Below are 26,305 nucleotides of genomic sequence, written 5' to 3'. Positions count from 1 at the left end.
CAAAGAGCCAGAGAACGATAGGGCGAAACTCCGTTCAGAAGAATAATGGATACGATAGCTAACCAGAACTTTCATACAACAGGTCTGCACCGGATGGCATACAGGATGTTTATTCGTGCACCTGAGAAATTTTACTAAAGCGATGGAGAGTGAGTTTTTTTGATTTCGCCGTTGAATTCGAAAATAATATTATGGAATGGTTTGAAGGTAAAAAAATATAAAAGTACCGTAATCAGCTCTTGCGTAGTCTGAAATTTCAAATCTCTATGTTTGTCTCCAAAAACTCAAGATATTTTGGGTCGTCTTCCATAAAAATCTCAATACCGGCGCCCATGTAAGCCCGGGTTAACTCGTCAGCCGCCTTTTCAAAGTTTTCCTGTTCATAATATAATTGCCCCAGCCGAAGGTGAATATACGGATTACCCAACCCCTTCGGACACTGTACGGCATTAAAAAAGCACTTGAAGGCCTTATCGTAATTCTTCATACGATAGTGGACATCCCCAATAGCTACATATATCCAAGTAGCGGCCTCCCATTCTTGATGATTTTCAGGCAATAAACGGAGGGCGGCAATATAATTTTGCTTGGCGGCATCAAGATCGCCTGCCTTCACTAAGTCATCGCCTTGTTTACATAGAGCCCTAATTGCGGAATAAGTGGAATCTGAGAGCTGCAAAGTGATCTCTCCTGTTCTATTGGATTAAGGAGTTTTAGCCAATGATCGTTTGTTGGCTTTCATCAAAAATGGTGGCGTCCAGTATTGCCGATAAATAGCCTATCGCCCAAATGATATGATCTGTAAATTCTTCTCCATGATCAGGCGGGAATATGAAGCGAATGCGCTCGACACAGTCTTTGACTTCAGGCAATCATATGAAGAGTCTACCAAATTTTTAAGCCTATTCATAGATTGAAAGCGCGTTCTAGTTTATGTGAGTACTATTTTCAAAGGGGCCATGCATGGCATGTAGTATTTTAAATGGCTTGATATAATTTAGAAGAAAGGATGATAGAGATGCCAAATGATAAACAACAGCTTCACAAGGAATCGATTAAGTACCTAACGACTGCCCCCCTTCGCGAAAATGATCCTAAGTTTAGCTGCGTAATAAGTGATGTAGCCTATGAGCTTTTAACCACAGATGAAGTAGGTTTGATAGAGCAACTGTATTTTAAAATGAAGAATATTGCCCTACGAAATAAGATTCTGTATGGTTTAATCCGGTGCAGACATTTGGAACTGAAGGATTTCTTTCAGAAAGCCTATAAAAAAGAACGATATTTGGATATGAGGCTGCTCGCGATCCATGGATTAGTACAGTATGCGCCAGAAGAAGAGATCGAAAAGGTCACGGACCATTTTCTTAAGATCTTGATAAAGAGGCCGGAGACTACTCCTTATAACTACTATGAATATGAGTTTCTAAGGTCTGCTTTCGGGTTTCCTCTTCTAATTAAAAAATACGGGTATTCCTGTTTTGAAAAGGTATATCAACAAGTCGAGAAACAATATCAGGATATGCCAGAAGCATTTAAGGGGCATTTGACCTTTGATGAAGATGGGAAGCAAGTTTCGTTGAGAACTCCGATGAAAATAAAGCAAATGATAGATCGTTTTTATGAATCACGAAATCTTCGATAAGCTGAGTCCAAGAAGTTGAAAAGCAGCGACGACTATAACAATGATGAGGTTTGTTGAAAGGAGAATAGAGATGACCGTAAAGTTTACTTTGAATTATACGGATGGAGATTTCATCGAAACCATAGAAGTTCCAATTTATAAAGCGTATCGCAAGGGTACTTCTTTTCAACTGTATCATTTAAATCGCAACCCTACTCGTATTGAACACAAGGAATTGTTGGTTATCGATGAATCGGGGATTGCCCCAGAGTGTATGTTTAAAAGTGTTACAGAATTTTGTGAAAAAATTATCCCTTATTTATTGAATAGGAAAAATGAGTCATTGTTTTTATTCGGGGAGTACTATGATGCAGAAAAAGATAAGATGATGGACATTGATGATATTGAGATTCCCTGTTTAATAGGCGGGGCAGCCACCTTACAAGAAGAGGAAAAATAGTCTGGGACCTACAGAGGTAGTCGCTGAGGAACCTGAATCAATAGATTTATTGAAAAAAATGATTGATAAACGTTTGCAGGAAGATCCGGATTTAGCGGATGAAATCTATGTGATCACCCCATTTAGAAATGTGGCTTATAAGCTTGTTCAGGTTTTAGACGAAATTAAATTCACAAAACGAGAAAACGGGAAGACAACGAATATTGGTACAGTTCATACTTTTCAAGGGAAAGAAGCCAAGGTCGTCTACTTTGTTCTTGGCGCGGATTCTGATAGCAGTGGGGCAGCAAGATGGGCTGTCTCTGATCCCAATATGATGAATGTTGCAGCGACGCGAGCTAAAGAAGAATTTTATGTGATTGGCGATAAGAAATTGTATGCCTCACTCGGTAGTGAAGTGGCAAATAAAACGATGTCAATTATTGACGACTATAACAATAATAAGGTCGGGAATGATGGTTAGGCGAAGTTCTCCAAGTTGGAGTAGATTCGAAGGGTAGTTTCCTTTAATAGTATATTAATTATATTTTAATCTGGAGAAATCGTTCAGTATAAATGCAATTCGTTATTTTTATCTTCCGTCTATGAAAAAAGACCCTATCTCAAAACCAACTCCTACCCACTCTCCCGATTTCTATGCTTTAATAAAATGAGCAGTATCAACAAGAAGCGTTGAAAGTGGGGTTCTATGAAGCGACTAACGATTGGCCTGTTCGCCCATGTGGATGCAGGTAAGACAACCTTTGCGGAACAGCTGCTGTACCATACGAACAGTATCCGGTCGCGGGGGCGGGTGGATCATCAGGATACGTTTCTGGACAGCCACGACATCGAGCGGGCAAGAGGTATTACGGTGTTCGCAGATCAGGCGGTAATAGAATATAAGGGAGATAGCTATTACATAATAGACACGCCCGGACACGTCGATTTCTCCCCGGAGATGGAGCGGGCGATTCAGGTCATTGATTATGCCATCCTGATTGTAAGCGCAGTTGAAGGTGTCCAGGGTCATACGGAGACGGTCTGGCAGTTGCTGCGCAACCATCGGATTCCGACGTTCTTTTTTATCAACAAGACAGATCGGATCGGAGCGGATGTAGACAGAACCGAGGCGGATATCCGTCAGCAGTTGACGGGGGAAGTATGCTGCATTACACAGAGCTTCGCTGACGGCATAGTCGGCGAGCCGCTGCGGGAGGCCATGGCGGAGCGGGACGAAGCCCTGCTGGAAGCATTCCTGGAGGGGAGAGAGGATTCCGGCTTCTGGCTGGAGGCTTTGCAGAGGATGATAGCGGCGGGTCTTCTCTTCCCCTGTGCTTACGTCTCTGCGCTTCAGGATACAGGCGTCATTGAATTTCTGGATCAACTGCATCTGCTGGCGACAACCACTTATGATGAGAATGCTTCGTTCCAGGGGCGGGTTTATAAAATTCGGCACGATGCAGGTGGAGCGAGACTCACATTCATTAAGGCGCTGGGTGGTCGGCTGAAGGTGAGAGGACAGCTTAGTTACGAGAGCGGCGGGGTTCAGTATGACGAAAAAATTACGCGGCTCTTCTTGTTTAACGGACTTAAATCGCAGCCGGTGGAACAAGTAGAAGCCGGCGATTTGTTTGCGGTTACCGGATTGTCCGCCGCCGGGGCCGGACAAGGCCTGGGGTCGATATCAGACAAGTTAGCTTACGATTCGGAGCCGACGTTACAATCGAAGGTATTATTCGACAATTCGCTACATGTACAGAAGGTGCTCGGTGCTTTTCGCACGCTGGAGGCGGAGGAGCCGTCTCTAAACGTCGTTTGGGATGAGAAATTGCAGGAGATTTCTATCCGCGTCATGGGATTGATTCAACTGGAAGTGCTGGAGCAGCTTGTTAGAGAGCGGTTTGGCTTGGCTATCTCTTTTGGACAGCCGGAAATCTTGTATAAGGAAACGATCCAATCGGCTGTAAAAGGGTACGGCCACTTCGAACCGCTCAGGCATTATGCAGAAGTGCATCTGCTGATTGAACCGGGAGAAAGGGGCAGAGGCATCATGTTCGATAACAGATGTCATGCCGATGAACTGAATGTCAGCTATCAGAATCTGATTCGGAACCATCTCTACGAACGGGAGCATCACGGACTGCTGACCGGCATGCCGGTCACCGACGTGAACATTACGCTACTGAAGGGCCGCGCGCATAAAGAACATACCCATGGCGGCGATTTTCGTGAGGCTGCCTTTCGAGCACTACGGCAGGGTCTGGAGAAGGCGGACAACGTGCTGCTGGAGCCTTATTACGATTTCAAAATCAAAGTCACTATCGATGAAATGGGCAGAGTACTGTCCGATATTCAGCGTGCTTCAGGTATTTTTAATCCGCCGCAGACAATCGGAACGCAAGCGGTGATCACGGGCAGGGTGCCTGTATCGACTTTCATGAACTACAGTGCCGAATTCGCATCCTTCACGCATGGACGAGGCAGTATCCGCTACGTGTTCAGCGGCTACGACCGCTGCCATAATACGGAGGAAGTTATAGAGCGGATGGGCTACTGCAAAGGGGCAGACCCACTGTATACCTCCTCCTCCATCTTTTGCGCCAAGGGGGCAGGTTACTCGGTGCCATGGGATGAGGCGGAAGCTAAGATGCACCTTGAATTAGAACCTTGAGTGATCTTTATTAGGAAACTAAGCAACTAAGAAATTATCGTGAGTAGTACATCTAATACTGTGCTACTTTTACAATATAAACTGGGCAGTTGCCGTTACTAGGACAGGTGTCCCTACATAGAAATAAGCTGATGAGAAAGGCTTATGTCATGAGCGGGGATGGTGTAAAGTAAATGGCACAAAAGTTGCAAAAGAAAAGTACACGATTAACCGGAAGGATCGTACTTCCGGGCAATCCGTCATACAATACGGCCAGAATGGAGTTCAATAGGCGCTTTTCCAAATTTCCAAGCTTAACCTCAACCATTGAGGTGGCTGCCAAGCAGGTAGGAACCATTGTATCTACTGGGCAATTGCTTGGCGGTGCAGAGGAGCTGCGTCGATTGATTAGACCGCTCTTGCGAGCAGGCACTCCGGTGAAGGTGATGGTGAAGACAGTACCTTTTATTAAAGCAACCCATTTTTTTGCCGAATCGGACCTGAATTTAGAACCAAAGTTTAAAATAACCGGGGCCTACGGATTCCAACCTTTGCCGCCTGAAGGAGTACGAATTATACGCGACTTTTTAGCCAAAGCACCCAACCGGCATTCTAGCGTGTGGAGTCAGAGCTTAGGCGGTGCAGGAAGCGCGGTAAGTCGAGTATCGCCTACTGCAACGGCCTATCCTCATCGGAAGGCTGAGATAATCTACGAGCTGTCAGCCCGCTGGAGAAACAACGGGGAGCAGGAGCGGAATATTCAGTGGGTGGAAAGGTTCCGCAGAGCGTTGCGTCCCTTTGTTAAAGGGGATTATGTGAATTTCCCCGATCTGCAGATTAAGAACTGGCCCAAGGCGTATTATGGCGAGAACTTTGGCAGATTGAAGCAGGTGAAACGAAAGTACGATCCTCATAATGTGTTTCGTTTTGCTCAGAGTATTCCGGTGGGTAAACAGGTCAGAAAATAACAATACGCACACCAGATCGAATTAAAACAAGGAGCTGCCGGCGGCAGCTCCTTTAGCAATTTAGCTGATAGCGACAATAAGCTGAACCGTTCCTAAGAGACGCCGAAAAAGTTGAACTTTCGCAAGCGATTTTAGACTCCTTTGGTATGTGAAAAAGTAATTTCCCAATACACTTACCAACTTAGAAGGAAGATTACATAGTTTGTATATGATAAATATATTTATGTTTTATTTACAGATTTTTTGAATGAGGACTCTTAGGTCAAGAGTATTACTTTTAGCCAATGAAAGGATCCTTGAACTTAAAAATATTAAATTTTAATTAATAAAAATCCGATAAATAAGAATGGTCAATCTTACCATACGCAGTCTATTAAAAATCTCATAGTACTGGTGGATGCAGCATCAGAGGGAGGTAATATGAGAAATGAAGAAGGGAGGAATCCATGTCTAGCTTACCATGTATAGTTCCTTAGACTTGGTATCAAATCGGGTCTAAAGTCTGGCAATTGTTTAGAATTTGTCTAGGTCTCTATATTATAATGATCGGACACGCCATATAAATATGGCGAATTTGGTAACTTTCTGTTGTAAGCGGCGAAGATGACCAAAGATGAAGGGAAAAAGTTACTGGCCGCTCCCAAAAAAATTTAGAAATGGAGGAGATTTTCGTATTGAAACAAAAAAGCAGTTTAGGTAAAACTATGCTATCTTTCTGCCTGGCAGTTTTGCTTGTCTTGCAGACAGTGGTATTCCCTGCTGCTGCATATGCGGATGACGAATCCGGCTCGCAGAACGCGGCTGAATCGCCTTCGGTATCTGAGGCGGTGTACGGCGCGCCAGGTCAACCGTCGTCGGCAACTGAGGCGGTGTACGCTCCGCTGCTCACTTTCGCGGCGTTGACGGCAAATCTGACGGACAAAACGGCGGTGCTGGCGAACGCCAATCCGACGTTCAAGCTCACAGTGAAGCAGGGTAACCCTGAAGCTGTGGTTCCGACAGGGGGCGAGATTAACGGCCGGGAGAACTTTATCCTTGAGCTGGATAGTATCGCTGTGCCGACCAAGGGCGACGATCTCAATGCTCCGCCCGAAAGTGTGATTCAGCAGGGAGATTATGCCGTCCTGGATAAGGCAACCTACTTCCCTGGTGTGAATTTGGCGCCTACAGGTCCTATGCCAATCAATCAGGGCGGACTGAAAATTGCTACCGTCCAGTTTTTTGCCGATTCTATCAAAATTACGTTTGATGGCGCAGGGGTATATGACGGCAGTAGACGCGACGTCAAAATCGGCTTTTCCGCTGCTGCTAGAGCGGCAGATCAGACCCCTGGCGGTGGCGGGGATACGACCATTTTTGGAGATGGCTATAAGTTTAAAAACTCGGATTTGGTGCCCGAGTATACCATTACTGTAAGCTCCTTAAGCAACGGCGGCTATGACAGTGGGATTAACAGCCCTTCTTTTCAAGAGGGTACCATTACGTGGCGAGCGGTAGTAACTGCAACTGACACGGACGATAAGACCATCCCCATGCGGCTGGACGGGTTGACTTTCTCTGATGAGCTTGCGAACGTCGGTGTATATGTGCCTGGGTCCTTCACTGTGGATGGAAATGCGGCAGATCCTGATTATGCTGCTGATCGCACACTTTTCTATAAGTTCCCAGACGCATCCACTGTAGATAACGTCAAAAGCACGGCGACTATTACTTTCAAAACGTGGATTCCTAAGAATAGTTATTACTACGAAAAGAACGGCAATTTTGCTGATCAGTATGGATGGAACCGCATTGATAATACCGCAAAGCTTTTGGGTGACGCTACCGATGTGAAGGCTTCATCAAATACCCATCGGATTGCTATACGTCCCAACTGGATTGCGGCGAGCGGCAAGCCGGGCAAGAGTGGAAACGATACGCTCATCACGTGGACGGTTGAGGTCAACAAAAGGATTAACAATAACGGTGTACTGTCCAGAACCGGCTTGCAGAACGTTAAGATTACAGACGTCCTGCCCGACGGGACGGAGTTTGTTTCCGCAACCTATAAGAATGGGGACAGCGGTACGGATACCCCAATTACCCGTAACGCCGTAGGGGAGTACGAGATCGGAACCGCCATCGGCGGGAATCTGGACGGGCCCCTCTATATGACAGTTGTGACGAAGGTGACAGACAGCAGCAAGTCAATCTTCGATTACAAAGCGCGCGCAAACTGGGAATTGGATGTGAAGGATGGAGGAACTGCCATCCAGAACAACGATGCAACCGGCTGGGTCGCTCCTGCTGCCGTTGTGGACACTGCACAGGTTAGAATTGGCGCACATGCCTTCACAAAAAGTGCGACCACAACCACCGCGCTGCACAACGTCGCAGGCACCAAGTGGACGATAAACTTGACGCTGCAGTACAATCTGGATGCTCCAGTCGTCTATGATTTGCTGGTTCACGGCGATTCTCTCGATGTACTGAATAATCTGGATGCCAATCCTAAGGTAACGTCGACAACTCTAGAAGCAATCAAGAGCCAGATCGACACCAAGCAGCTTTGGCAAAAATACCGCGAGAATACGTTGACTGTGAGCAATGGGTTGAATGGTGAAGTGATCCCCTTGACGGTGAACGGCGAGCGGGTGGCGGACCTTATCAAAGTGACCGGGTACAAAGGAGATGTACCAGGGAGCGTTTCCTTTGAGTCTGTCACTACCAACCCGGATAACCTGTTCCGCCAGGATAACGCTGGAAACACATGGAGCAACCGGGGACTGCTCTTCGACGGTGACGATTATGTGAGTCGCGCCGAAGCCAACACCTCGAACCTTGTGCGGATGCTGAACAAGGAGATGCTGTATGCGAACACGGCGGGTTTAGAGGGGGTTGCAGCCGATTGGAACCGAAACTATTCAGGCCAATGGAGCGACAGCATATGGAAAAGAACGCCCGTGGCCAGCGACCCGAATTGGTATATGGACAACTCCCGTCCTGACAATTACATCCTGGCAGGCTATGACCGCAAGGATAGAACGGTCACCTTCCGGCTGGCGGTGAACATGCCAGGATTTAATACGGAGGAGATGGCCAAGGATGGCGGCACCCGTGTAGCCAGCGACATCAAGCTGGTGGATGTATTGCCGGAAGGCTGGGAGTTTGTAGATTATGCTCCGGGCGAGGCTTATAGACTTTATAAAGGTGGTACCGGCTATAGAACCGATGGTAAAGGCGGAAGTGGTAGATATGCACAGGCCATTTCAGTCATTGCGCCGGGTACGCCTCAGCATGTGGTGAGCTTTACCAAGGATGGCAATGAAGGAACCTTCACCTTCTCCAAGCTGGAGAGCCCCTACGTCATTTTGGTGAAGGCGCGTCCAACCAACGCCGCGCTTGCCAATTACAAGCTAGGCAATAATAACGCCGGGGAGAATCAGGCTATGTTCTCCATGAAATGGGGAGACAAGCCGTATAGTGCTACCGAAGCTCACAGAATCATTGTACCTGTGCAGTCTCTGAGCAAGACGGTGCAAAAGCCTGTTTCTGGTGTACAGGAATGGACGGTGAATTACACACCTCCGTTCGAGATGAAGCCGGGCGTTTATCTGCTGGATACTCTCGCCAAAGGTCTGAAGCTGCGCCAAAATGCGGAGGGTGGCCTATCCCTCGAACCTTCCGACATCGCTGTCTATCCCGGCAAGTTGAAGCCGGATGGCACTTTGGAGCGTAACGGAGGACCGCTGAATCTTGCGGATCCGAATAGTGAGGTGAAAGTCACCGTAGGCACAGACCCGGCAACCGGGGGATCGACGCTTAGGTTTGATTTTGTCGATCCGAACAAGTTCTATCAGATCGTTTACCAGACCGAATCCCAGGGCATGCAGCCGGGAACAGCTGGGAATTCCATCAAGCTGATGGGCGATGATTCCCTTCCGCCGATCGGAGCGCAGAGCAGTATTATGCTGGACGCGAACGATGTAGCGGGAAGTGCCAATGAAAACGGCCTGCTCTTCCTTAAAAAAGTCGGTCCCGACGGTATAACACCGCTGAAGGATGTAAAGTTCCAGTTGCTCAATCCTGACGGTACACCGGCTAGGGATAAAGAAAATAATGTAATGGTGGAAAAAACGACGGGCACGGACGGCAAAACGAATTTCATTATTCAGGTGCCAGGGGATTATTTGCTCAAACAGACATATATTGATCTCCTCACTTACTTGCCTACGACTACGATATACCGGGTACGTGTCATCGATGCGCCCGGCAAGCCTGTCCTTGTTGATGGACAGAAGGTGGAATCGAACAATCCGCTGATCGTTCCTACACCGGCCGAAGGCAAGCTGACCATCAGCAATAAGGTGGAAGGCAACGGCAGCGATCCGGACAAAGAGTTTGAGTACACCGTGACCTTCAACGGCGAAGGCAAGGACGGAGAGTACACCTATAAGAAGCCAGATAATACGTATGGCAAGATCAAAAGCGGTGACAAGATTACCCTCAAGCACGGACAAACTGCGATGCTGCCGATATTGCCTGCGGGTCTGGTTTATACCGTAACCGAGGGCGATTATACGACCGTTGACGGCTACACGACTGATCCGGAGACGAGAGAATGGTCCGGGACAATTGTGAATAAAGGCGACCACAAGGCGGACTTTGTTAATGAACGGGTTGTCAACAAGCTGACCATCAGCAATACGGTCATGGGCAACGGCGGCGACAAGGCAAAAGAGTTCGAATACACCGTCAGCTTTGCGGGTGCAGGTAAGGATGAAAGCTACTCTTACGTGAAGTCGGACGGCGACAAAGGTTCGATCAAGTCCGGCGGTACGCTCCGGCTCAAGGATGGAGAGACACTGGATGTTTTGGACCTGCCTAAGAATCTAACTTACACAGTTACCCAGAAAGACTACACAACCGATGAATACATGACTACTCCTGGGGAGCGGTACTATACCGGAGTCATGAAGGGTAAGGATGAAGTTGCCCCATTCAAGAACATGCGAGTCATGACGGGGAGCCTGCTAATCAGCAACAAGGTTCAAGGTAATGGCGGTAACAAAACGAAGGCATTCAAGTACAAGGTCACCTTCACAGGCGAGGGAGCAAACGGCTCCTACTCCTATGAGAAGTCGGACGGCAGTAAGGGCACCATCAAAAGCGGGGATACCTTTGAGCTTAAAGATGAGGAATTGTTCATTGTGGAAGGACTTCCTACGTATCTCCAATATACGGTGACCGAAGATAATTACACGGACGACGGCTATGTGACAGATCCTGCTAGTCTCATTCGCACGGGTACCATTCCGGTGAAAAGCGCGGCTGAAGCACACTTTGTGAATACCCGCCAGCTTCCAGTTCTGGAAGGCGTACTGCGTGACAACAACACAGGAGAAGTCATTCCGAATGCGTCCATCACAGTGACCAATCTGAAAACAGGCGAGAAGCAGACGATTCAGACGAATGAGAAGGGTGAGTATTTGGTCATTGCCGAGGCAGCTACCGACTACACGATCACATTTACGAAGTGGTATCCGGTAGGCGGAAAGGATGTGCCTGTCGAGTTCACGCAAAAAGCAAATGTGGACAGCAGTGTGACGGACGAGACCGTTCCGGCTGATATTACGGCGGTAGGTATTGTGCTTCTGAAGCAGCCTGAAGGGCAGACTTCGCTGCTGGACAGCAAGCTCGCTGGCAAGATGCACATCTACTTGCGGGATGCCAGCAACCAGTATGTAGTGGATAAGAATGGCGCTCCCAAAGCGTTCAACCTAGAGTCGAACGGCGTCTTCTCAGCGGACGGTTTAGCCGCGAAGACTTACAAAATGGAAGTGCGCTACGAAGTGGCGCCAGGTCAAGAATTAACGGTCCTTCAAGCGGATCTGGATGTGAAGGCCAACGGGGAATTGAATATTTCCCAGGGGCTCGTTGACCCGTATGGCATCATTACGGATGCAACAACCGGCATGGTGATTGAAGGCGCTGAAGTGACGCTATATTATGCTGATACGCCAGGAAACACAGCGAGCGGCATCGTGCCGGGCACGAAAGTAACGCTGCCAGTGATTCCGGGCTTTGCACCGAATGATAATGCCAGCCCAAGTCAGAACAGTGACGTAAACGGCGCATATGCATACATGGTATTCCCGAACACGGATTACTATCTGGTTGTAACCAAAGCCGGGTATGATGCGTACACAAGCCCAACTATCTCGGTCGGAAGCGACATCGTACGCCACGATATACAGTTGAAGCCGATAAGTTCCGGCGGCGGTGGTGGCGGCAATAGCGGCAGCAGTGGCGGCGGAACTGGGTCCGGCAGTGGCAGTAGCGGTACCGATAACAGCGACGACGGAGCAGGCAACGTGAACAACGGAGCAAGCAACGTGAACAACGGAGCAAGCAACGTGAACAACGGAGCAAGCAACGTGAACAACGGAGCAAGCAACGTGAACAACGGAGCAAGCAACGTCGACAACGGAGCGGGCAACGTGAACAACGGAGCAAGCAACGTCGACAACGGAGCGGGCAACGTGAACAACGGAGCAAGCAACGTTAACAGTGGAGCAAGCAACGTGAACAACGAAATCAACAAAGGCAACAACGCAAGCGGTAGCGTCGACAATGAAGTCGCCAATGGCGATTACGAGCTGGACGATGCTCCGAAAACAGGCGATAGCAGTCCATCGCCAATCTTCTATATGGTTTTGGCGCTGATATCCTTGATTACGATTGGATTCTGTTTACTCAGCGGCAAGAAGAAAAAGCATATTCAGTAACCGGAAAGGCGGTAAGAAAATGAGTAAAACTAAAAAAGTTCTTATCGCCGTTTCCTTCCTTGTGTTGGTATTCTCTCTCGCCAATATAGCGAGAATTTTCCTGTGGGGTTATGCCGATCAAGTGAAAATTGAAGAGTTAGCAAAAGTTTGGGAGGAACAATCGGACAAAGGAGGAGGGGAGGCGATCCCCTCCCCTTTGATTACGAAAGCGAATGAGCCGGTCATGCTTCCCGAATTTCGAGAGCTTTACGAGAGAAACCCGGACATCGTCGGTTGGCTGAAGATTAACGGCACCCGAATTGAGTACCCGGTTATGCAGAATCCACAAGATGAGCAGTACTATCTCGATCATGATTTCGATAAAAAGAAGAGCAAACTCGGTCTCCCCTTTTTGGACGAGCACAGCCGAATCAACGGTTCCGATATTTTACTGATTCACGGACATCATATGAAAAACGGCTGGATGTTCAAAGATTTGATGAAGTATAAGCAAGAAAGCTTCTATAAGGAGCATGCTACGTTCCAGTTCAGTACACTTTATGAAAAGGAAGAGTATGAGGTTGTTGCCGTTATTCTGTCACAGGTTTATCGCAAATCAGATGATGTATTTAAATACTACCAGATTGAGAAAGTAAGTACGCCCGTCGAGTTCGATTCGTATGTTCAGAACATCCAAAAACTTGCTCTATATGAAACGGGTATAACCCCCCGTTATGGCGACAAGCTTATTGTACTGTCTACGTGTGAGTACTCGACCGAAAACGGTCGGTTAGCGGTGGTTGCCCGAAAGCTTAAATGACGATGTTGAAATACGGAGTCAAGCTGGTTTATATCGCGTTCTCCTTTGGAGGACGCGATTTTTTTTTACGCTTCTTTTGATCCAGTTTAGCTGCCCTTACTTTTTCCGATGGACCCGTTATGCTGAACCTTAGGCAAGTTTTTGCTTGAGGTGGGCATAATAGATTCATTGTGTGTGAAAGGAAGGAGCGGCACGACAAGGAAATGGATCATCCCTTTGTAATTTTACCTGAAGAACAAGCACCCAATGTATAGAGCATTGTGAAATTTGCGGACTATCCAAGCAGCGGAATCGTGTGATCTGGGGTGAAGGAAATCCGAAGGCTCCGCTTATGATGATTCTGGATAATCCCGGAGCCCGGGAGGATCGGGAAGGAAATTCGTTTTTATGCGGTACCCGAGAAACACTACAATACGGCATGAGAGAGGCTGGGATAGACGTAAATGATGTTTATGTCACCTATTTGCTAAAATGCCGACCGATGCGTGCCTATAATAAACCCGAGGCTAGAGCGGCGTGTCTCCCTCATCTACAGATACAGCTTTTTCAGAAGCAGCCGCTTGTATTATTTGGATTTGGTAATGTCGTAGCGGGAGCCATATTTACAAATAAGGAGGGTGCCAGTGTCAAGGAGTTACGAGGCAGCTGGTATGAGTTGCAGGGTACGCCCATCAGCTTCACCTATCACCCGCTTGCAGTAAGAAGACGACCCAATTTATTTAGGTTCTTCGTAAAAGATTTAAAAGCTTTGAAGGAGAAGTGGAAAGAGATTCAGCTCAAGCAGGATATAGATTGACGAGAGCATTATAGAAGAGGGGCTGGTTGTGCCAGCCCCTCTTTCATTTCCTTTTCTCCAACTCTGTTTTTAAGCGCTTATTTCTAGGATTCAGGCAAGAAGTAGGTAGATTTAGGACAAACAATTTTTATAATGGAAATAAGATATATATTTTATGGGGCTAAGGGGCGAATGTCATGAAACCGAAGCAAGAGATAGAGGCGCTGACGGCAGAGATTGCCGATGTGGCTAGGACGTCCTTTCGCACTCTGTTTGAAAATGGCGAACGTTACTATTACTGCACGCTATTTACGACTGGAGAGGGACATGCGCCAAGCATCTCCGCCTGGTCATGGGAGGCCTTGGAGAGGGAAGCGGCCAGACAAGGAGAAGAAAGCGGCACGCCGGGATCAACGATTGCGGAACTCATCAAATGGTCCTATGCCGATTCACCCTACTGTTGTTTCAGGGATGAGAACTTCGATGATGTTAAACAATTGTTTATGGAGCGTCCTTCCATTGCGGAACTTGAAGCTGACGAATGGAATCGTGAATTTGATTCGAGGCTGAAGGCCATGGAGTTGGCGATGAAAAGGCTCGATGATGAAGGCATATTTGCCTTGAATCAACCGCGAGAGTCTGTATGCGTCCTTGTCGAGGTCATGCCGCCAGATGAGATCAATACCGAAATCGCCTTACGTTTGAATCGGGCGGAGTCTCCGGCTATGCAAGCATGGCTGGCGGAAGCGGCAGAGTAAGGGTATTCGCATTTAAGCACCTTGTTAAGTTTCTTGAGGGAGAGTTGTAAAATGCCTAATGAAAATCAAATGAATATTTTAGTTGAGAGAACAGACTGTATTCTTTATTATGCGGGATCGGATCTATCGAACGAACATAGTGCAGGCTGGATCGGTGGGAATGCACCTGAATGCTTTGATGATCAAGAAGACCTCATTCACGAAGGTAACCAAAAATATGTTTTTTACTTGAGCCTCGTCCATCCCTTTAAACCTGAGAGCATGATTTCGATCTTCATCCCTGAAGACTATGAGGAGTATTTGGAAAATAACATTTATCCTAATTGCTCGATCAAGGTGATTGAGCATCCCATTTCGACTGAAAGCGTTAAAGATATGTTTACTAACCCGGGACTTATAAAGCATACAATTTCAAACGGGGAACTAAGCCATGACGAAAAATCGATGGATCAGCCTTTTTTGATCAAAGTAGGCGGAAACCCGAGACTTATTCAAAATGAAGACTATTATTTTGCAAAGCTGAAGGAGGAATCATTCTCTTTTTTATTTCAGGTAGATGAAGATGGTTACCCCGAAACGTTGCTTCAAGAGGATTACAATTATCCTTTTGGTTTTGGATCACTATATATTTTCGCCAAAATGGGGATGACTGAGATACAATATCCAGTAGCAGGTTTTTGGCAATTCTCTTGATATAGCGTGGGGACCCTCGGGAGGACTTGAACGGCGGTGAGCCCATCAAACGATTTTCGGCGTGCGTATGCCCCATTCGCACAAGCAGGCAGCCCGCCCCTGGCGTAAACTGGATTATAATCAGTGAGCGAGGTGAACTTCCATGGCACAATCGAAAGAGATGCGTGCACGGGCTAAGAAGTTTCAGGGCCGTCCGGTCTGTGTCACCCTGCACAGCGGAGAGACTTACGTCGGCTACATCACTGACGTTAATCGTGGTGGGTTGGTACTTGCGAGTGCTGGAGCTCCCCCACGTGCTTCTTCCGGAAAGCAAGATTCCCGATCTCTCAAACGCAGAGCTGGTGCGCATGCCCCAGGCATCCGTCTCGGCAATCGGAGAAGCGGCGCAAGCAAACCATCTGGCCGTTCGCGCTCCCGCAAGCCGGATGCCAAGGTGTCGGCATTCCTACCGATGATGGGCTCGCTGTTCGGCGGACTTGGTGGACTTGGCGGTGCAACTGCGGGCGCAGGAGGGCTTGGAGGTATGCTCGGCGGCGGCCTACGGCTGTTCGGTATGATCCAGAAATTTGTCCCGGTTGTGAAGATGGGCTACGGTATGATCAAGTCCATTCGCCCGTTTCTCGGCGCCGTTAAAGGCTTGATGCCCTCGGCTAGTCCGACCACGCCGAATAACGAATAATCGTTAACCTGTGGACTTTAAGCTCCCTTTGAATGGTCAAAGGGGGCTAGTCCACAAACCATTATCACTACCACTGTCTAATCCAAATCGGTTTTAACTCGGAATAGCCCATTTCCTTTAGTGAATCCCAGGCATGATCCAGAACGTGAGGCTTCCCCTGGCCCCAAAGTTCTTGTCGTTTTGCTATCAAGTAAGAGATGATTTCAGCGATATGCTTGGGTTTACCCAGATGAATAACAGTTTCCATTCCATTAATTTGTGCTGAAATGTCATAAAAGGACCAAGAAGTGTGAGGCTCTTCTTCAGGAGGGTCTGCCTGGAAGATTAACGTAATCTTGATGTTTTTATTTTCTTTCGGAGATAGGTTTAAGATGAAGCTAGACCCGCCTGTATACCAATAAACGAATGCATAACCGTCAACCGTAATATTTCTTAATTGGCTTTTCATTATTTTCCCCCTCACTATATGTTGGTTAAAAGATGATCGGCACCTGCGAGCTCACCTTTGATTTAATTATGGCGTGGCAGAGCCTGAACATTACGAAATCGGATTTACGAGGAATCCGAAAAATGTAAAACGCTACTGATGTTCCGTTGTCAGTAGCGTTTTTGTATATTAGGAGTATTATTTTACTTTTTCTATTTAATCTTTTGAATTAGTGACTGATTGGCAACGTATAGTAATTAAATGCTTGATCCAACAAGGCACTGGCTTCTTGACGCTTCAAAAGCTGTTTGGAGCGGAAGTCTATGGAGCCGTCTACATTGATCTTGGTATTCGGGTCCATGATACCTTGGGAAACCAAAGCTGTGACTGCTTTAACTGCCCAAGCATCCGTTTCGCCACTCAATTTAACCTTAATTCCAGGCTCAACCTGTTTCAGGTTCTGGATCATTACCGCCGCCATTTGTCTAGTGATAGGAGAATTAGGCTGATAATTACGTAGTCCGGCCATCATCTGCTTCTTATTCGGTTCAATCATGAAAGGTTGTTTATACCACCCGTGGGCGCGCAGTAGCACTTCTGAGAATTCTCCCTGAGTCATCGTTCCTTTCGGATCGAAGAGGTTGGCTGACTTTCCGCTCATGACTTCCAAAGCATTAAGGTTGTTTATATATGAAATATATTTACTATCCGCAGGTACATCAGAAAATGGTGAATCAATGTTTACTTTTTGCGCATAAGCAACGAGGTCTGGGAGCTGCATGTAATACAAATATGCAATATGGCCTGCTTCATTTTTATTAAACGTCAATTTATTACCTGATTCATCTTCAAATAATAAAGGGTGGATCATTTTTAGTGTATGTTTGCCTGATGTTCCTGTCTCCATTATTAGTTTCCCGTCCGAATACGAAACCTTCGTCCTTAAGGCAGCGATACGCGTGTTTTGGTATAATCCCACGTAGTCTTGGGCCTGCTGCTTACTTAATGTCGCGTAGGTTGACTTTGGAACCTCTGATTTTCTCGGATAATAATGATTCATAAATTCTTCATATACGTCAAGACTCATCATGGAGTCGTTATTGTAGGACATGTACATCGCTGTATTCTTCTCGGGCAGAATAACAATCAAGGAAGAATGCCCTGTAACATTCCCTCCTTTTAGAATCACATGCTGATTATTCATCTTCTCTTTGAAGTAGCCTTCGAATCCAATTGTTGTAACCGGGAACTCCTTGTCAGGGAATAATTGGTATGTGTGCATTTGCTCTATGCTCTTTGGACTCACCACTTCTTTACCTTTGTACTTGCCTTTGTTCAGGTGCATAATGAGGTACTTTGCCATGTCATCTGCGGTTGAGACGATACCGCCTTCAGGTTTTTCCGTTGGTTTAAACCCGTCCAAGGGAATCAGTTCACCTGTTGGTCCATAGTGAGCAGCCATTCTGCTTAACAATTGGGGTGTAAACCGCACACTCGTCGAATTCATGCCTAACGGTTTGAAAATATTCTTTTCCATATATTTGGAATATGACATACCCGTTACGTTTGCTACTGCATATCCCGCTAGCATGAAACCAAAATTGTCATAAGTGTACGCTTCTCCTGGAGGCCTGACCACAGTTGGCATATTTGATGCAATGTACTTCTTCATTGGAAAATATTTGTCCGCGTATTCTGGATGCATCTCCATGAGAATATCTGGTTCATCAAATCCACTTGAATATGTAAGTAGATCAAACATCGTCAGTTTTTTTCCTGTTTTATTCGGAATCTTTATTCCTCCTAAATACTCTTGGATATCGTGTTTTAAATCCATTTTTCCTTTATCAACCAACTGCATAGCTGCCAATGCAGTGAATGACTTTGTAACAGAGCCGATTTGAAAAACGGTATTTTTATCAACAGGGATTTTTTTGCCTTTGTCGGCATACCCGTAACCTTTGCTTAGTATCACTTTCCCACCTGCGACGACCACAAAATTAGAACCCACGGTATTAAACTTTTTCATCTTGTCCGCAAAAACACCATCTGCAAAAGCCTCTAGTTCCTTGGCATCTCGCGGCCCCTCCAAGCTAGCCTTTTCAGATGCAACTGGTATGTTAACGGGTGCGGCAACTGACGCGCCGTTGGGTGCCATACATGCGGTAGTTATCGTAGTAGATAATAGTAGAACCGCGAGAATGGTGTAAATCATTTTTTCCATGAATGGTTTCTCCTTGAAATGTATTTTTGCCTTATTGTCCGGCAAAACCCAGTATGGCAAAGGATTTGTCATACCAACAAGTTACATTTCGTCACCCACCATACCAAATCACTCCAAAGTGTCATATGACAATTAGGCACTAGGTTTAAAGGGGCTATGAACCCCTTCAATTCAGTTTCTTCTTTACTGTCTCTCCTTCGATTAACACGGGCTGGTAATAGGTGTTGTTGCTTAGATCCTTTTTCCCTTGCAGTTTCTTAATTACCCAATCGGCGGCATCACGGCCCATTTGTTCCTGTGGGTGTGTCAATGTCGTGAGTTTGATGTTCGCATTTTTGGAAATATAGGAATTATCTTGACCAATAATGGACAAATCTTCGGGAACGGATATTCCAAGTTGTCTGCATACATGTACAACTTCTAATCCGACCTCGTCGTTATAGCAGACAATTGCGGTTAAATCGTCCCTTTGTTCGGTCAGGAATTTCTTCAAGTTGGTGGATAGGTCCTGCTTTGTCTCTGTATAGAATGAGAGCACTTGCTCTGGGTGAAACCGTAATTTGGCTTCTCCAAGCGCTTTGATATAGCCCTTCATTCGATACTTTCCTTGTAAATCGTCCATTTTGGCAATGATGCCAATCTGTGTGTGTCCGTTAGCGATCAATTCTTTGGTTGCCAGATAGCTGGACTGTACGTCATCAAGACAAAAGAAGGGCACTTCCAACTCTTCATAATAAGCATTAATCATGATGAATGGAACATCCTGTTCCTTGAACGTCAGGTAGTAAGCGATATTGGGATTATATAGATTGCTCTTTGTAGGCTCAATGATCAAACCGTCTACACCAAAGGACAACATCATCTCCAAAGCTTTCTTTTCCTGTGCGACATCATTATTGGTGCTCGCTAATAGTAATGAATAATTATCTTCATTTAATCTGGCTTCAATCCCGCGAATAATAGAGGGGAAGATGTAATCAGAGATGTAAGTCGTGATGACTCCAATGGTTTTATTACTGGAATTCCCACCGGTTTTTGATCGGAATTGGTTGCTGACATAGGTGCCAGATCCCTTTTCACTTCTTAAAAAGCCTTCGTTGGATAGTTCTAAAATAGCCTTGCGAACCGTCTGGCGACTAACTTTATACTTATCCTGCAAAGCCAATTCCGTTGGAATTTGTTCTCCTACGCTGTATGCTCCTGAAAGAATGTTGCTTTTTATATCCTCAAGGATAACCTGATACTTTGGTTTCACTTTATTCCTTCTTTCCAAGTTGTTCTAATACTAATTGATGCATCTATAATATTTGTATGTACATATTTTAGCATAATTATGAGTTTATTATAATCTATTGTCCTATCTGTATAAATACTAAAGATAAAATAGAAAAATACTCGGTTCATCATACTATTTGTAGGTATAACTATGTTTTCGTGTTGACAAATGTACGCACAAAAAATATACTAAGGCTGTAAACAAAAGAAAGCGCCTTCTTTGATTATTGCAGTTATAACAGTTGTTCAGAGAGAGGAGTAACGTGAGCATGGATCAAGACATTAAACAAGCGATTACTAAGGGAGAAACCTCACTTGGTATCGAATTTGGATCCACACGTATCAAGGCAGTACTGATTGATCATCGTTTTGAAACAATCGCATCTGGAAGCTATGAGTGGGAAAACCTCTTGGTAGACGGATATTGGACGTACAACTTAGAGACTATCATTACGGGTCTGCAAGAGGCCTATAGTGAAATGAAACAAGAGGTTGGACAAAAATATGGAGTCACCCTTCATACGGTTGGTTCTATAGGATTCTCTGCAATGATGCACGGATATATGGCTTTTGACAGCAAGGGTGAGTTGCTTGTTCCGTTCCGGACTTGGCGGAATGCGACAACCGGGGCTGCAGCAAAAGCTTTAACTGATAAATTCCAATTCAACATTCCTGAGCGATGGAGTATTGCTCACTTGTATCAAGCGATATTGAACGAAGAACAACACGTTCCTCATATTGATTTTATGACGACGTTGGCTGGATATATCCACTGGCTGCTGACTGGCAACAAAGCAATTGGTATCGGAGACGCTTCGGGTATTTTCCCAATTGATGAGACTACACATGATTATAACGAGTCGATGGTTAAGCAGTTTGATGAACTCATTGCAGCCAAAGGCTACGATTGGAAATTACAAGACATTATTCCTAAAGTTCATATCTCGGGCGAGCAGGCAGGTGTACTAACCGCAGCGGGAGCCAAAATCTTGGATAAATCTGGCGATTTACAACCAGGTATTCCGCTTTGTCCTCCAGAAGGTGATGCGGGAACAGGAATGGTCGCTACGAATAGTGTGAGAAAACGTACTGGCAACGTGTCTGTGGGAACCTCGGTTTTTGCAATGATTGTATTAGAGAAGGACCTTTCAGCGGTATATCCGGAAATTGATCTGGTGACCACACCGAATGGTAATCCGGTCGGAATGGTTCATGCCAACAACTGTTCAAGTGATCTCAATGCTTGGCTGGGCTTGTTCCGTGAATTTTATGAGGCCATGGGGCAAAAGACAGACCCGAATCAATTATTCAGTGTGTTGCTGAACAAGGCTTTGGAAGCAGACCCAGATGGCGGCGGCTTACTTAGCTACGGCTATTTGTCAGGAGAGAATATCACCGGAATAGAGAAAGGCCGGCCATTGTTTGTCCGCTCCCCTGAGAGCCGTTTCAATTTGGCCAATTTCATGCGCATTCATCTGTTCACTGCGTTTGCTGCTCTGAAAATCGGGATGGATATTCTGACAAAGAAAGAAAACGTCGCAATTGACAGCATTCTAGCTCACGGTGGTCTATTTAAAACCCCTATCGTCGGACAAAAGATTGTTGCGGCAGCCATGGATGTTCCGGTATCAGTGATGGCAACAGCTGGAGAAGGCGGAGCGTGGGGTATGGCTATTCTGGCTTCTTACATGATGAATAAGGATCAACAAGAAAGTCTGGAAGACTTCCTCGACCAAAAAGTATTCAGAGATGTTGAGGGACAAGAAATTCATCCTGACCGTTCCGATGTTAAGGGATTCGAAACATTCCTAGAACGCTACACACAAGGCCTGGCGATTGAGCAGGCTGCTGTAGATAATCTAGTGGAAAACTGGAGGAATTGACGTGTTAGAGCAGCTGAAAGAAGAAGTATATCAAGCCAATCTGGATTTGCCTAAACATGGACTCGTGAAATACACCTGGGGTAACGTAAGCGCGGTTGATCGTGAGCGTAGCTTATTCGTTATCAAACCGAGTGGTGTTAGTTATGACACGATGAAACCTAGCGATATGGTAGTTGTTGATTTTGACGGCAATGTTGTTGAAGGAGAGATGAGACCTTCATCGGATACACCGACTCATGCCGTACTTTACAAGCACTACGCAGAGATCGGCGGTATTGTGCATACGCATTCGACTTGGGCGACGATTTGGGCTCAAGCAGGCCTGGATGTACCTGTAATGGGAACTACTCATGCAGACACCTTCTATGGTTCTGTTCCCTGTGCTCGTTTCCTGACACAAGAGGAGATTGATCGTGGCTACGAAGCCGAAACCGGCCGTGTCATCATCGAAACTTTTGAGCAGCGCGGGCTGGATATTTTAGCAGTGCCGGGTGTCCTGCTTAAGGGTCACGCTCCCTTCACTTGGGGGAAAGATGCGAAATCCGCAGTTATGAATAGCGTCGTGTTGGAAGAAGTTTCGAAAATGAACTTATTCGCACGGGAATTGAATCATTTTGCTGAAGAATTGCCGCAGCGTATTCTAGATAAACACTATTTGCGCAAACATGGGAAAGACGCTTACTACGGACAAAAATAAGACCAACTAAACTAACAAATGAAGAAAAGAGGATGAATGTTATGTCAACAGTAAGTACAAAACAGTTCTGGTTTGTCGTAGGTTCACAACATCTGTATGGAGAAGAAGCATTAGCAGAAGTCAAAGCACACGCACAAGAAATGACCGATGCCCTAAATAAGAGCGGCGTTCTGCCTTATCCGCTTGTATTGCAGGATCTGGCAGTTAGTGCAGACAAAATCACCAGCCTTATGAAAGAAGTCAACTATCGTGACGAGGTTGCTGGTGTCATCACTTGGATGCATACTTTCTCACCTGCAAAAATGTGGATTCGTGGTACTAAATTGCTGCAAAAGCCGCTGCTTCATTTGGCTACACAGTATAATGAAAGCATTCCTTGGGCTACGATTGATATGGACTTCATGAACCTCAATCAGGCAGCTCATGGTGACCGTGAATATGGATTTATCAACGCCCGCTTGAAGAAACAGAATAAAGTGGTTGTAGGTTACTGGGAACGTGCAGAAGTGCAAAAGCAAATCGCAGAGTGGATGGATGTAGCGGTTGCTTATAACGAAAGCTTCAATATCAAAGTTGCCCGCTTCGGCGACAACATGCGTAACGTTGGTGTTACGGAAGGCGATAAGGTCGAAGCCCAAATCCAATTTGGATGGACTGTTGATTACTTCGGAATTGGCGACCTTGTTCAGTACGTCAATGCTGTGAAGGAAGAAGAAATTGATGCTTTGTTCGCGGAATACTCCGAACTCTATGAATTTGATTATGGTACTTACAGCAAGGAAGCTTGGGAATCCAGCGTAAGAGTGCAAGCAAGCTATGAAATTGCTATTAAGCGATTCCTGGATGATGGCGGCTATACTGCCTTCACAACAAACTTTGAAGACCTCTATGGTATGAAACAGCTTCCTGGTCTTGCCGTTCAACGTCTGATGGCACAAGGATACGGATTTGCTGGTGAAGGCGACTGGAAGACTGCAGCGCTCGATCGCTTGCTTAAAGTCATGAGCCATAACCAATCCACTGGCTTTATGGAAGACTACACCTATGAATTAGCAGCGGGTCAGGAATCGATCCTTCAATCCCATATGCTTGAAGTTGACCCAACGTTGGCAAGCAACAAGCCTAAAATCATCGTGTCTCCGTTAGGTATCGGCGATCGCGAAGATCCAGCCCGTCTGGTATTTGACGGTAAGGCAGGAGACGGTGTAGTTGTTTCCATGGCTGACTTTGGCACCCATTATAAACTGCTGATCAATGAGGTTACTGCATTTGAACCAACAGTTCCTGCTCCAAAACTTCCAGTGGCTCGTGTACTGTGGAACGTGAAGCCAAACTTTCAAGATGGAGTTAAAGCATGGATTGAGAACGGTGGCGGTCACCATACCGTGGTTTCCTTGAATCTAACCACAGACCAAATTGTTACTTATGCAAAACTGGTTAACCTGGAATACGTAATAATTAAATAATTATAGTTCATCGATAAAAGCATTGGGTCAGTCCTCAAGACCCAATGCTTTTTATTGTTTCTCAGAGGATTTTTAATTCATAAGGACGTGATACTATGACAAATTTACCAGCTACAAAAACGAAATTGGTTATCGTTGAAGGCAACCTAGTGTCCGTGAGGCGATTGAGCGAGTGAAAACGATGAGGTCTCCAGAGTGGCTGGATTTTGTGATTTGGTACCATACAGAGCAGGATTATGGAAAGAATAAGGGGCTGCACGGGTACGAAGGATATATTCAGTTCCTTGAGTATCGACGAGAGCTAGAATTGCACATTATTGAGCAACTTCCTTTTCAATCCTTTATACTGGATAACTCCGATTATGATTGGGGGAATCAACCACAGACCGTTTCAAACATCATGATGAAGTGTTTATAATTACGGGAAACGATCGTTTAATTAGAGAGGGCCATCCTATAAGGGATGGCTCTAAACTTGCTATAGGTTTTTCACAACTTCAATCGAACAAAGTAACCATTTGCAGCAATACCGGCACTTATATATAGAATTTGCATACAGAGGAGGTGCAAGAGGTGCAGTGTTGGATTGAGGAAGCTCGGCTAGGCGATCAAAATGCTTGGAAGCAGATCGTGCAGCATTTCAGTGGGATGGCTTTTTCAGTAGCATATACGAGGTTGGGGGACTGGAGTCTGGTAGAGGATACAGTTCAGGAGGCGTTCGCTGAGGCTTTTGCCAATCTTCATAAATTACAGGAAGCAGAGGCGTTCCCTGGATGGTTCAAGATCATTGTCGAACGTCAATGTCATCGTATTCTGCGCCGGAAGAGGCCCACGATGATGCCGTTGGCCGAAACTATAGTAATGGATGTAGAGAAATATGATGTGGAACTCATCGCAGAGAGAAGGGAATGGCATCAAAAGCTTCATCAATCCGTCGAGGGTTTATCTGACAAGTTAAAACTGGCGGTTCAGCTGTACTATTTTCAAGGGTACTCAATCGGTGAAATATCAAGCTATCTAAGCGTATCTCCATCCGTGCTCAAAAAACGGTTGTTTGATGCCCGCAATAAGCTGAGAGCTTCACTACTTGTCACCGACTTTGTATCCATGTTTAACGATATTTATGAAGGAGGAGAGTCAATGCTACATATAGTTAATGGAGATCATGTCGGTGACAAGCTGAGGAAAGGGAACATTCGTGGAGATATCTTGGTCTGGAGAGAAGTGTATCCGGTAGGTCCAGTTTCCCTTGAAATGAGCGAGCACTCATCGAGAGCAGCTAGAGCAGAATATTTGGAGAAAACTCTCGGTATCCCAGCAGAAGACTATGTATCAAATTGCGAGGCTCAGGAGCAGATTTTGCATAATTTTCATAAATATGATGAAGTCGTGCTATGGTTCGAGCACGATTTGTTCGACCAGCTGATGCTAAGCTACTTATTGCACTGGTTTTCGACGCAGACCCTAGGTCAAACCAAACTGAGCTTGCTGTGTATCGGCAACTACCCCGGTATTGATCCGTTTAGGGGCTTAGGACAGCTTACAACGAAGCAGTTAGAAAAATTGTCAGGCACGTGGCAGCAGATCGGTCAGCAGGAGCTTGAGACGGGCAAAAAAATCTGGGAGGCATATACTTCCCCGGATATAACGCGGCATACTGACATTTTGCATGAAGACACATCTGCCCTGCCTTTTGCTCATGCGGCACTTGAACTGCACCTATCTCGTCTACCTTCCACCATGAATGGGCTGGGCATCGTAGAGCAGACAACCCTGGAACTCATCCAGCAAGGAGTAGACTCTCCACAAGAGCTGTTTAAGCAGATCGGGAACCGGATAAGCGGCCTAGGAATGGGTGATTTGGAATTTTGGTATCGTTTAAGGAATATGTCGGAACAACCACATGCACTATTAGAGATTCAAGGGCCCCACTCATTTCCTGATCATCAAAAGAAAACAACTCCATCCTTTGACCAATGTGTTGTTGTATTAACGGAAGTAGGGAGAAATATAACGGCGGGGGCACATGACTGGGTGAAGATGAAGGGAATAGACGAGTGGTATGGCGGCTTGTGGCTGCAAGGTGATTTAGCATGGCGCTGGGATTCAGAGAGAAACCAGTTGGTGTATACGGAACCGTATCATAAATGACAACAAGTTCTGGATGTAGAGCGGGCT

General features: G+C 46.0%; 19 protein-coding genes and 2 pseudogenes. 16 read left to right on the top strand and 5 right to left on the bottom strand.

All coding sequences use genetic code 11. The features are described 5' to 3' along the window. Nucleotides 1-256: 256 nt before the first annotated feature. Together ACU1JV_RS14690 and ACU1JV_RS14685 are read right to left on the bottom strand one after the other, a co-directional pair. Nucleotides 257-679, bottom strand: coding sequence for a tetratricopeptide repeat protein (locus tag ACU1JV_RS14690; protein WP_326051220.1), 423 nt, complete (start codon nt 677-679; stop codon nt 257-259). A gap of 34 nt (nt 680-713) precedes the next feature. Continuing rightward, nucleotides 714-872 carry a hypothetical protein gene (locus ACU1JV_RS14685; RefSeq protein ID WP_165082207.1) on the bottom strand — a complete coding sequence of 53 codons (159 nt, stop codon included), beginning with the start codon at nt 870-872 and terminating at the stop codon, nt 714-716. Nucleotides 873-1,018: 146 nt separating this feature from the next. On the opposite strand from ACU1JV_RS14685, the gene ACU1JV_RS14680 reads away from it, so the two are divergent. The 11 genes and pseudogenes from ACU1JV_RS14680 (at nt 1,019) to ACU1JV_RS14630 (ending at nt 16,155) form a co-directional block, all read left to right on the top strand. Further along, nucleotides 1,019-1,645 (top strand): hypothetical protein, encoded by a 627-nt coding sequence (locus ACU1JV_RS14680; protein WP_413987256.1) that lies wholly within the window; start codon nt 1,019-1,021, stop codon nt 1,643-1,645. Nucleotides 1,646-1,715: 70 nt separating this feature from the next. Next, the gene (locus ACU1JV_RS14675; protein WP_040102481.1) at nt 1,716-2,084 is read left to right on the top strand and encodes a hypothetical protein; all 369 of its coding nucleotides are present in this window, start codon (nt 1,716-1,718) and stop codon (nt 2,082-2,084) included. A gap of 49 nt (nt 2,085-2,133) precedes the next feature. Then, entirely contained in the window at nt 2,134-2,547 is a 414-nt protein-coding gene (locus ACU1JV_RS14670) for an AAA domain-containing protein (protein ID WP_274597488.1), read from the top strand. Nucleotides 2,548-2,772: 225 nt separating this feature from the next. Then, nucleotides 2,773-4,737 (top strand): GTP-binding protein, encoded by a 1,965-nt coding sequence (locus tag ACU1JV_RS14665; RefSeq protein WP_413987255.1) that lies wholly within the window; start codon nt 2,773-2,775, stop codon nt 4,735-4,737. Nucleotides 4,738-5,030: 293 nt separating this feature from the next. Beyond that, a pseudogene (locus ACU1JV_RS14660) lies at nt 5,031-5,684 on the top strand (BBE domain-containing protein); the annotation flags it as partial. A 674-nt stretch (nt 5,685-6,358) separates the two neighbouring features. Continuing rightward, a complete protein-coding gene (locus ACU1JV_RS14655; RefSeq protein ID WP_446724576.1) occupies nt 6,359-12,451 on the top strand; it encodes a DUF7601 domain-containing protein in 6,093 nt (2,030 codons plus the stop codon). Nucleotides 12,452-12,470: 19 nt separating this feature from the next. Then, a complete protein-coding gene (locus ACU1JV_RS14650) occupies nt 12,471-13,250 on the top strand; it encodes a class B sortase (RefSeq protein ID WP_193189567.1) in 780 nt (259 codons plus the stop codon). Between the two features lie 203 nt (nt 13,251-13,453). Further along, a pseudogene (locus ACU1JV_RS14645) lies at nt 13,454-14,046 on the top strand (uracil-DNA glycosylase). 176 nt (nt 14,047-14,222) lie between these two features. Then, a complete protein-coding gene (locus ACU1JV_RS14640; protein WP_165082199.1) occupies nt 14,223-14,783 on the top strand; it encodes a DUF4303 domain-containing protein in 561 nt (186 codons plus the stop codon). Between the two features lie 51 nt (nt 14,784-14,834). Continuing rightward, nucleotides 14,835-15,476: a hypothetical protein gene (locus ACU1JV_RS14635; protein ID WP_165082197.1), complete on the top strand. Its 642-nt coding sequence runs from the start codon at nt 14,835-14,837 to the stop codon at nt 15,474-15,476. Nucleotides 15,477-15,618: 142 nt separating this feature from the next. Next, nucleotides 15,619-16,155, top strand: a complete 537-nt coding sequence (locus ACU1JV_RS14630; protein WP_413987253.1) for a hypothetical protein — start codon at nt 15,619-15,621, stop codon at nt 16,153-16,155. Nucleotides 16,156-16,222: 67 nt separating this feature from the next. On the opposite strand, the gene ACU1JV_RS14625 is transcribed toward ACU1JV_RS14630, so the two are convergent. From ACU1JV_RS14625 to ACU1JV_RS14615, 3 genes are all read right to left on the bottom strand, one after another. Further along, nucleotides 16,223-16,603: a hypothetical protein gene (locus ACU1JV_RS14625; protein ID WP_165082193.1), complete on the bottom strand. Its 381-nt coding sequence runs from the start codon at nt 16,601-16,603 to the stop codon at nt 16,223-16,225. A gap of 208 nt (nt 16,604-16,811) precedes the next feature. Further along, nucleotides 16,812-18,806 (bottom strand): serine hydrolase, encoded by a 1,995-nt coding sequence (locus ACU1JV_RS14620; protein ID WP_165082191.1) that lies wholly within the window; start codon nt 18,804-18,806, stop codon nt 16,812-16,814. A 166-nt stretch (nt 18,807-18,972) separates the two neighbouring features. Next, complete coding sequence (locus ACU1JV_RS14615; RefSeq protein WP_013373855.1) at nt 18,973-20,061, bottom strand: GntR family transcriptional regulator; 1,089 nt, start codon at nt 20,059-20,061, stop codon at nt 18,973-18,975. 289 nt (nt 20,062-20,350) lie between these two features. Between ACU1JV_RS14615 and ACU1JV_RS14610 the strand changes: the two genes are divergently transcribed. The 5 genes from ACU1JV_RS14610 (at nt 20,351) to ACU1JV_RS14590 (ending at nt 26,278) form a co-directional block, all read left to right on the top strand. After that, complete coding sequence (locus tag ACU1JV_RS14610; RefSeq protein ID WP_413987252.1) at nt 20,351-21,964, top strand: xylulokinase; 1,614 nt, start codon at nt 20,351-20,353, stop codon at nt 21,962-21,964. Nucleotide 21,965: 1 nt separating this feature from the next. Then, nucleotides 21,966-22,661, top strand: a complete 696-nt coding sequence (locus ACU1JV_RS14605) for an L-ribulose-5-phosphate 4-epimerase (protein WP_413987251.1) — start codon at nt 21,966-21,968, stop codon at nt 22,659-22,661. Between the two features lie 41 nt (nt 22,662-22,702). Further along, nucleotides 22,703-24,127 carry an L-arabinose isomerase gene (araA, locus tag ACU1JV_RS14600; protein ID WP_025678176.1) on the top strand — a complete coding sequence of 475 codons (1,425 nt, stop codon included), beginning with the start codon at nt 22,703-22,705 and terminating at the stop codon, nt 24,125-24,127. Between the two features lie 172 nt (nt 24,128-24,299). Further along, a complete protein-coding gene (locus ACU1JV_RS14595; protein ID WP_413987250.1) occupies nt 24,300-24,545 on the top strand; it encodes a hypothetical protein in 246 nt (81 codons plus the stop codon). A 155-nt stretch (nt 24,546-24,700) separates the two neighbouring features. Beyond that, the gene (locus tag ACU1JV_RS14590; RefSeq protein WP_413987249.1) at nt 24,701-26,278 is read left to right on the top strand and encodes a sigma-70 family RNA polymerase sigma factor; all 1,578 of its coding nucleotides are present in this window, start codon (nt 24,701-24,703) and stop codon (nt 26,276-26,278) included. Nucleotides 26,279-26,305: the final 27 nt, after the last annotated feature.

It is taken from the genome of Paenibacillus sp. T2-29 (genome assembly GCF_052921365.1).
The sequence above is the reverse complement of the archived record's forward strand: the minus strand, read 5'-3'. Positions and strand labels throughout refer to the sequence as shown.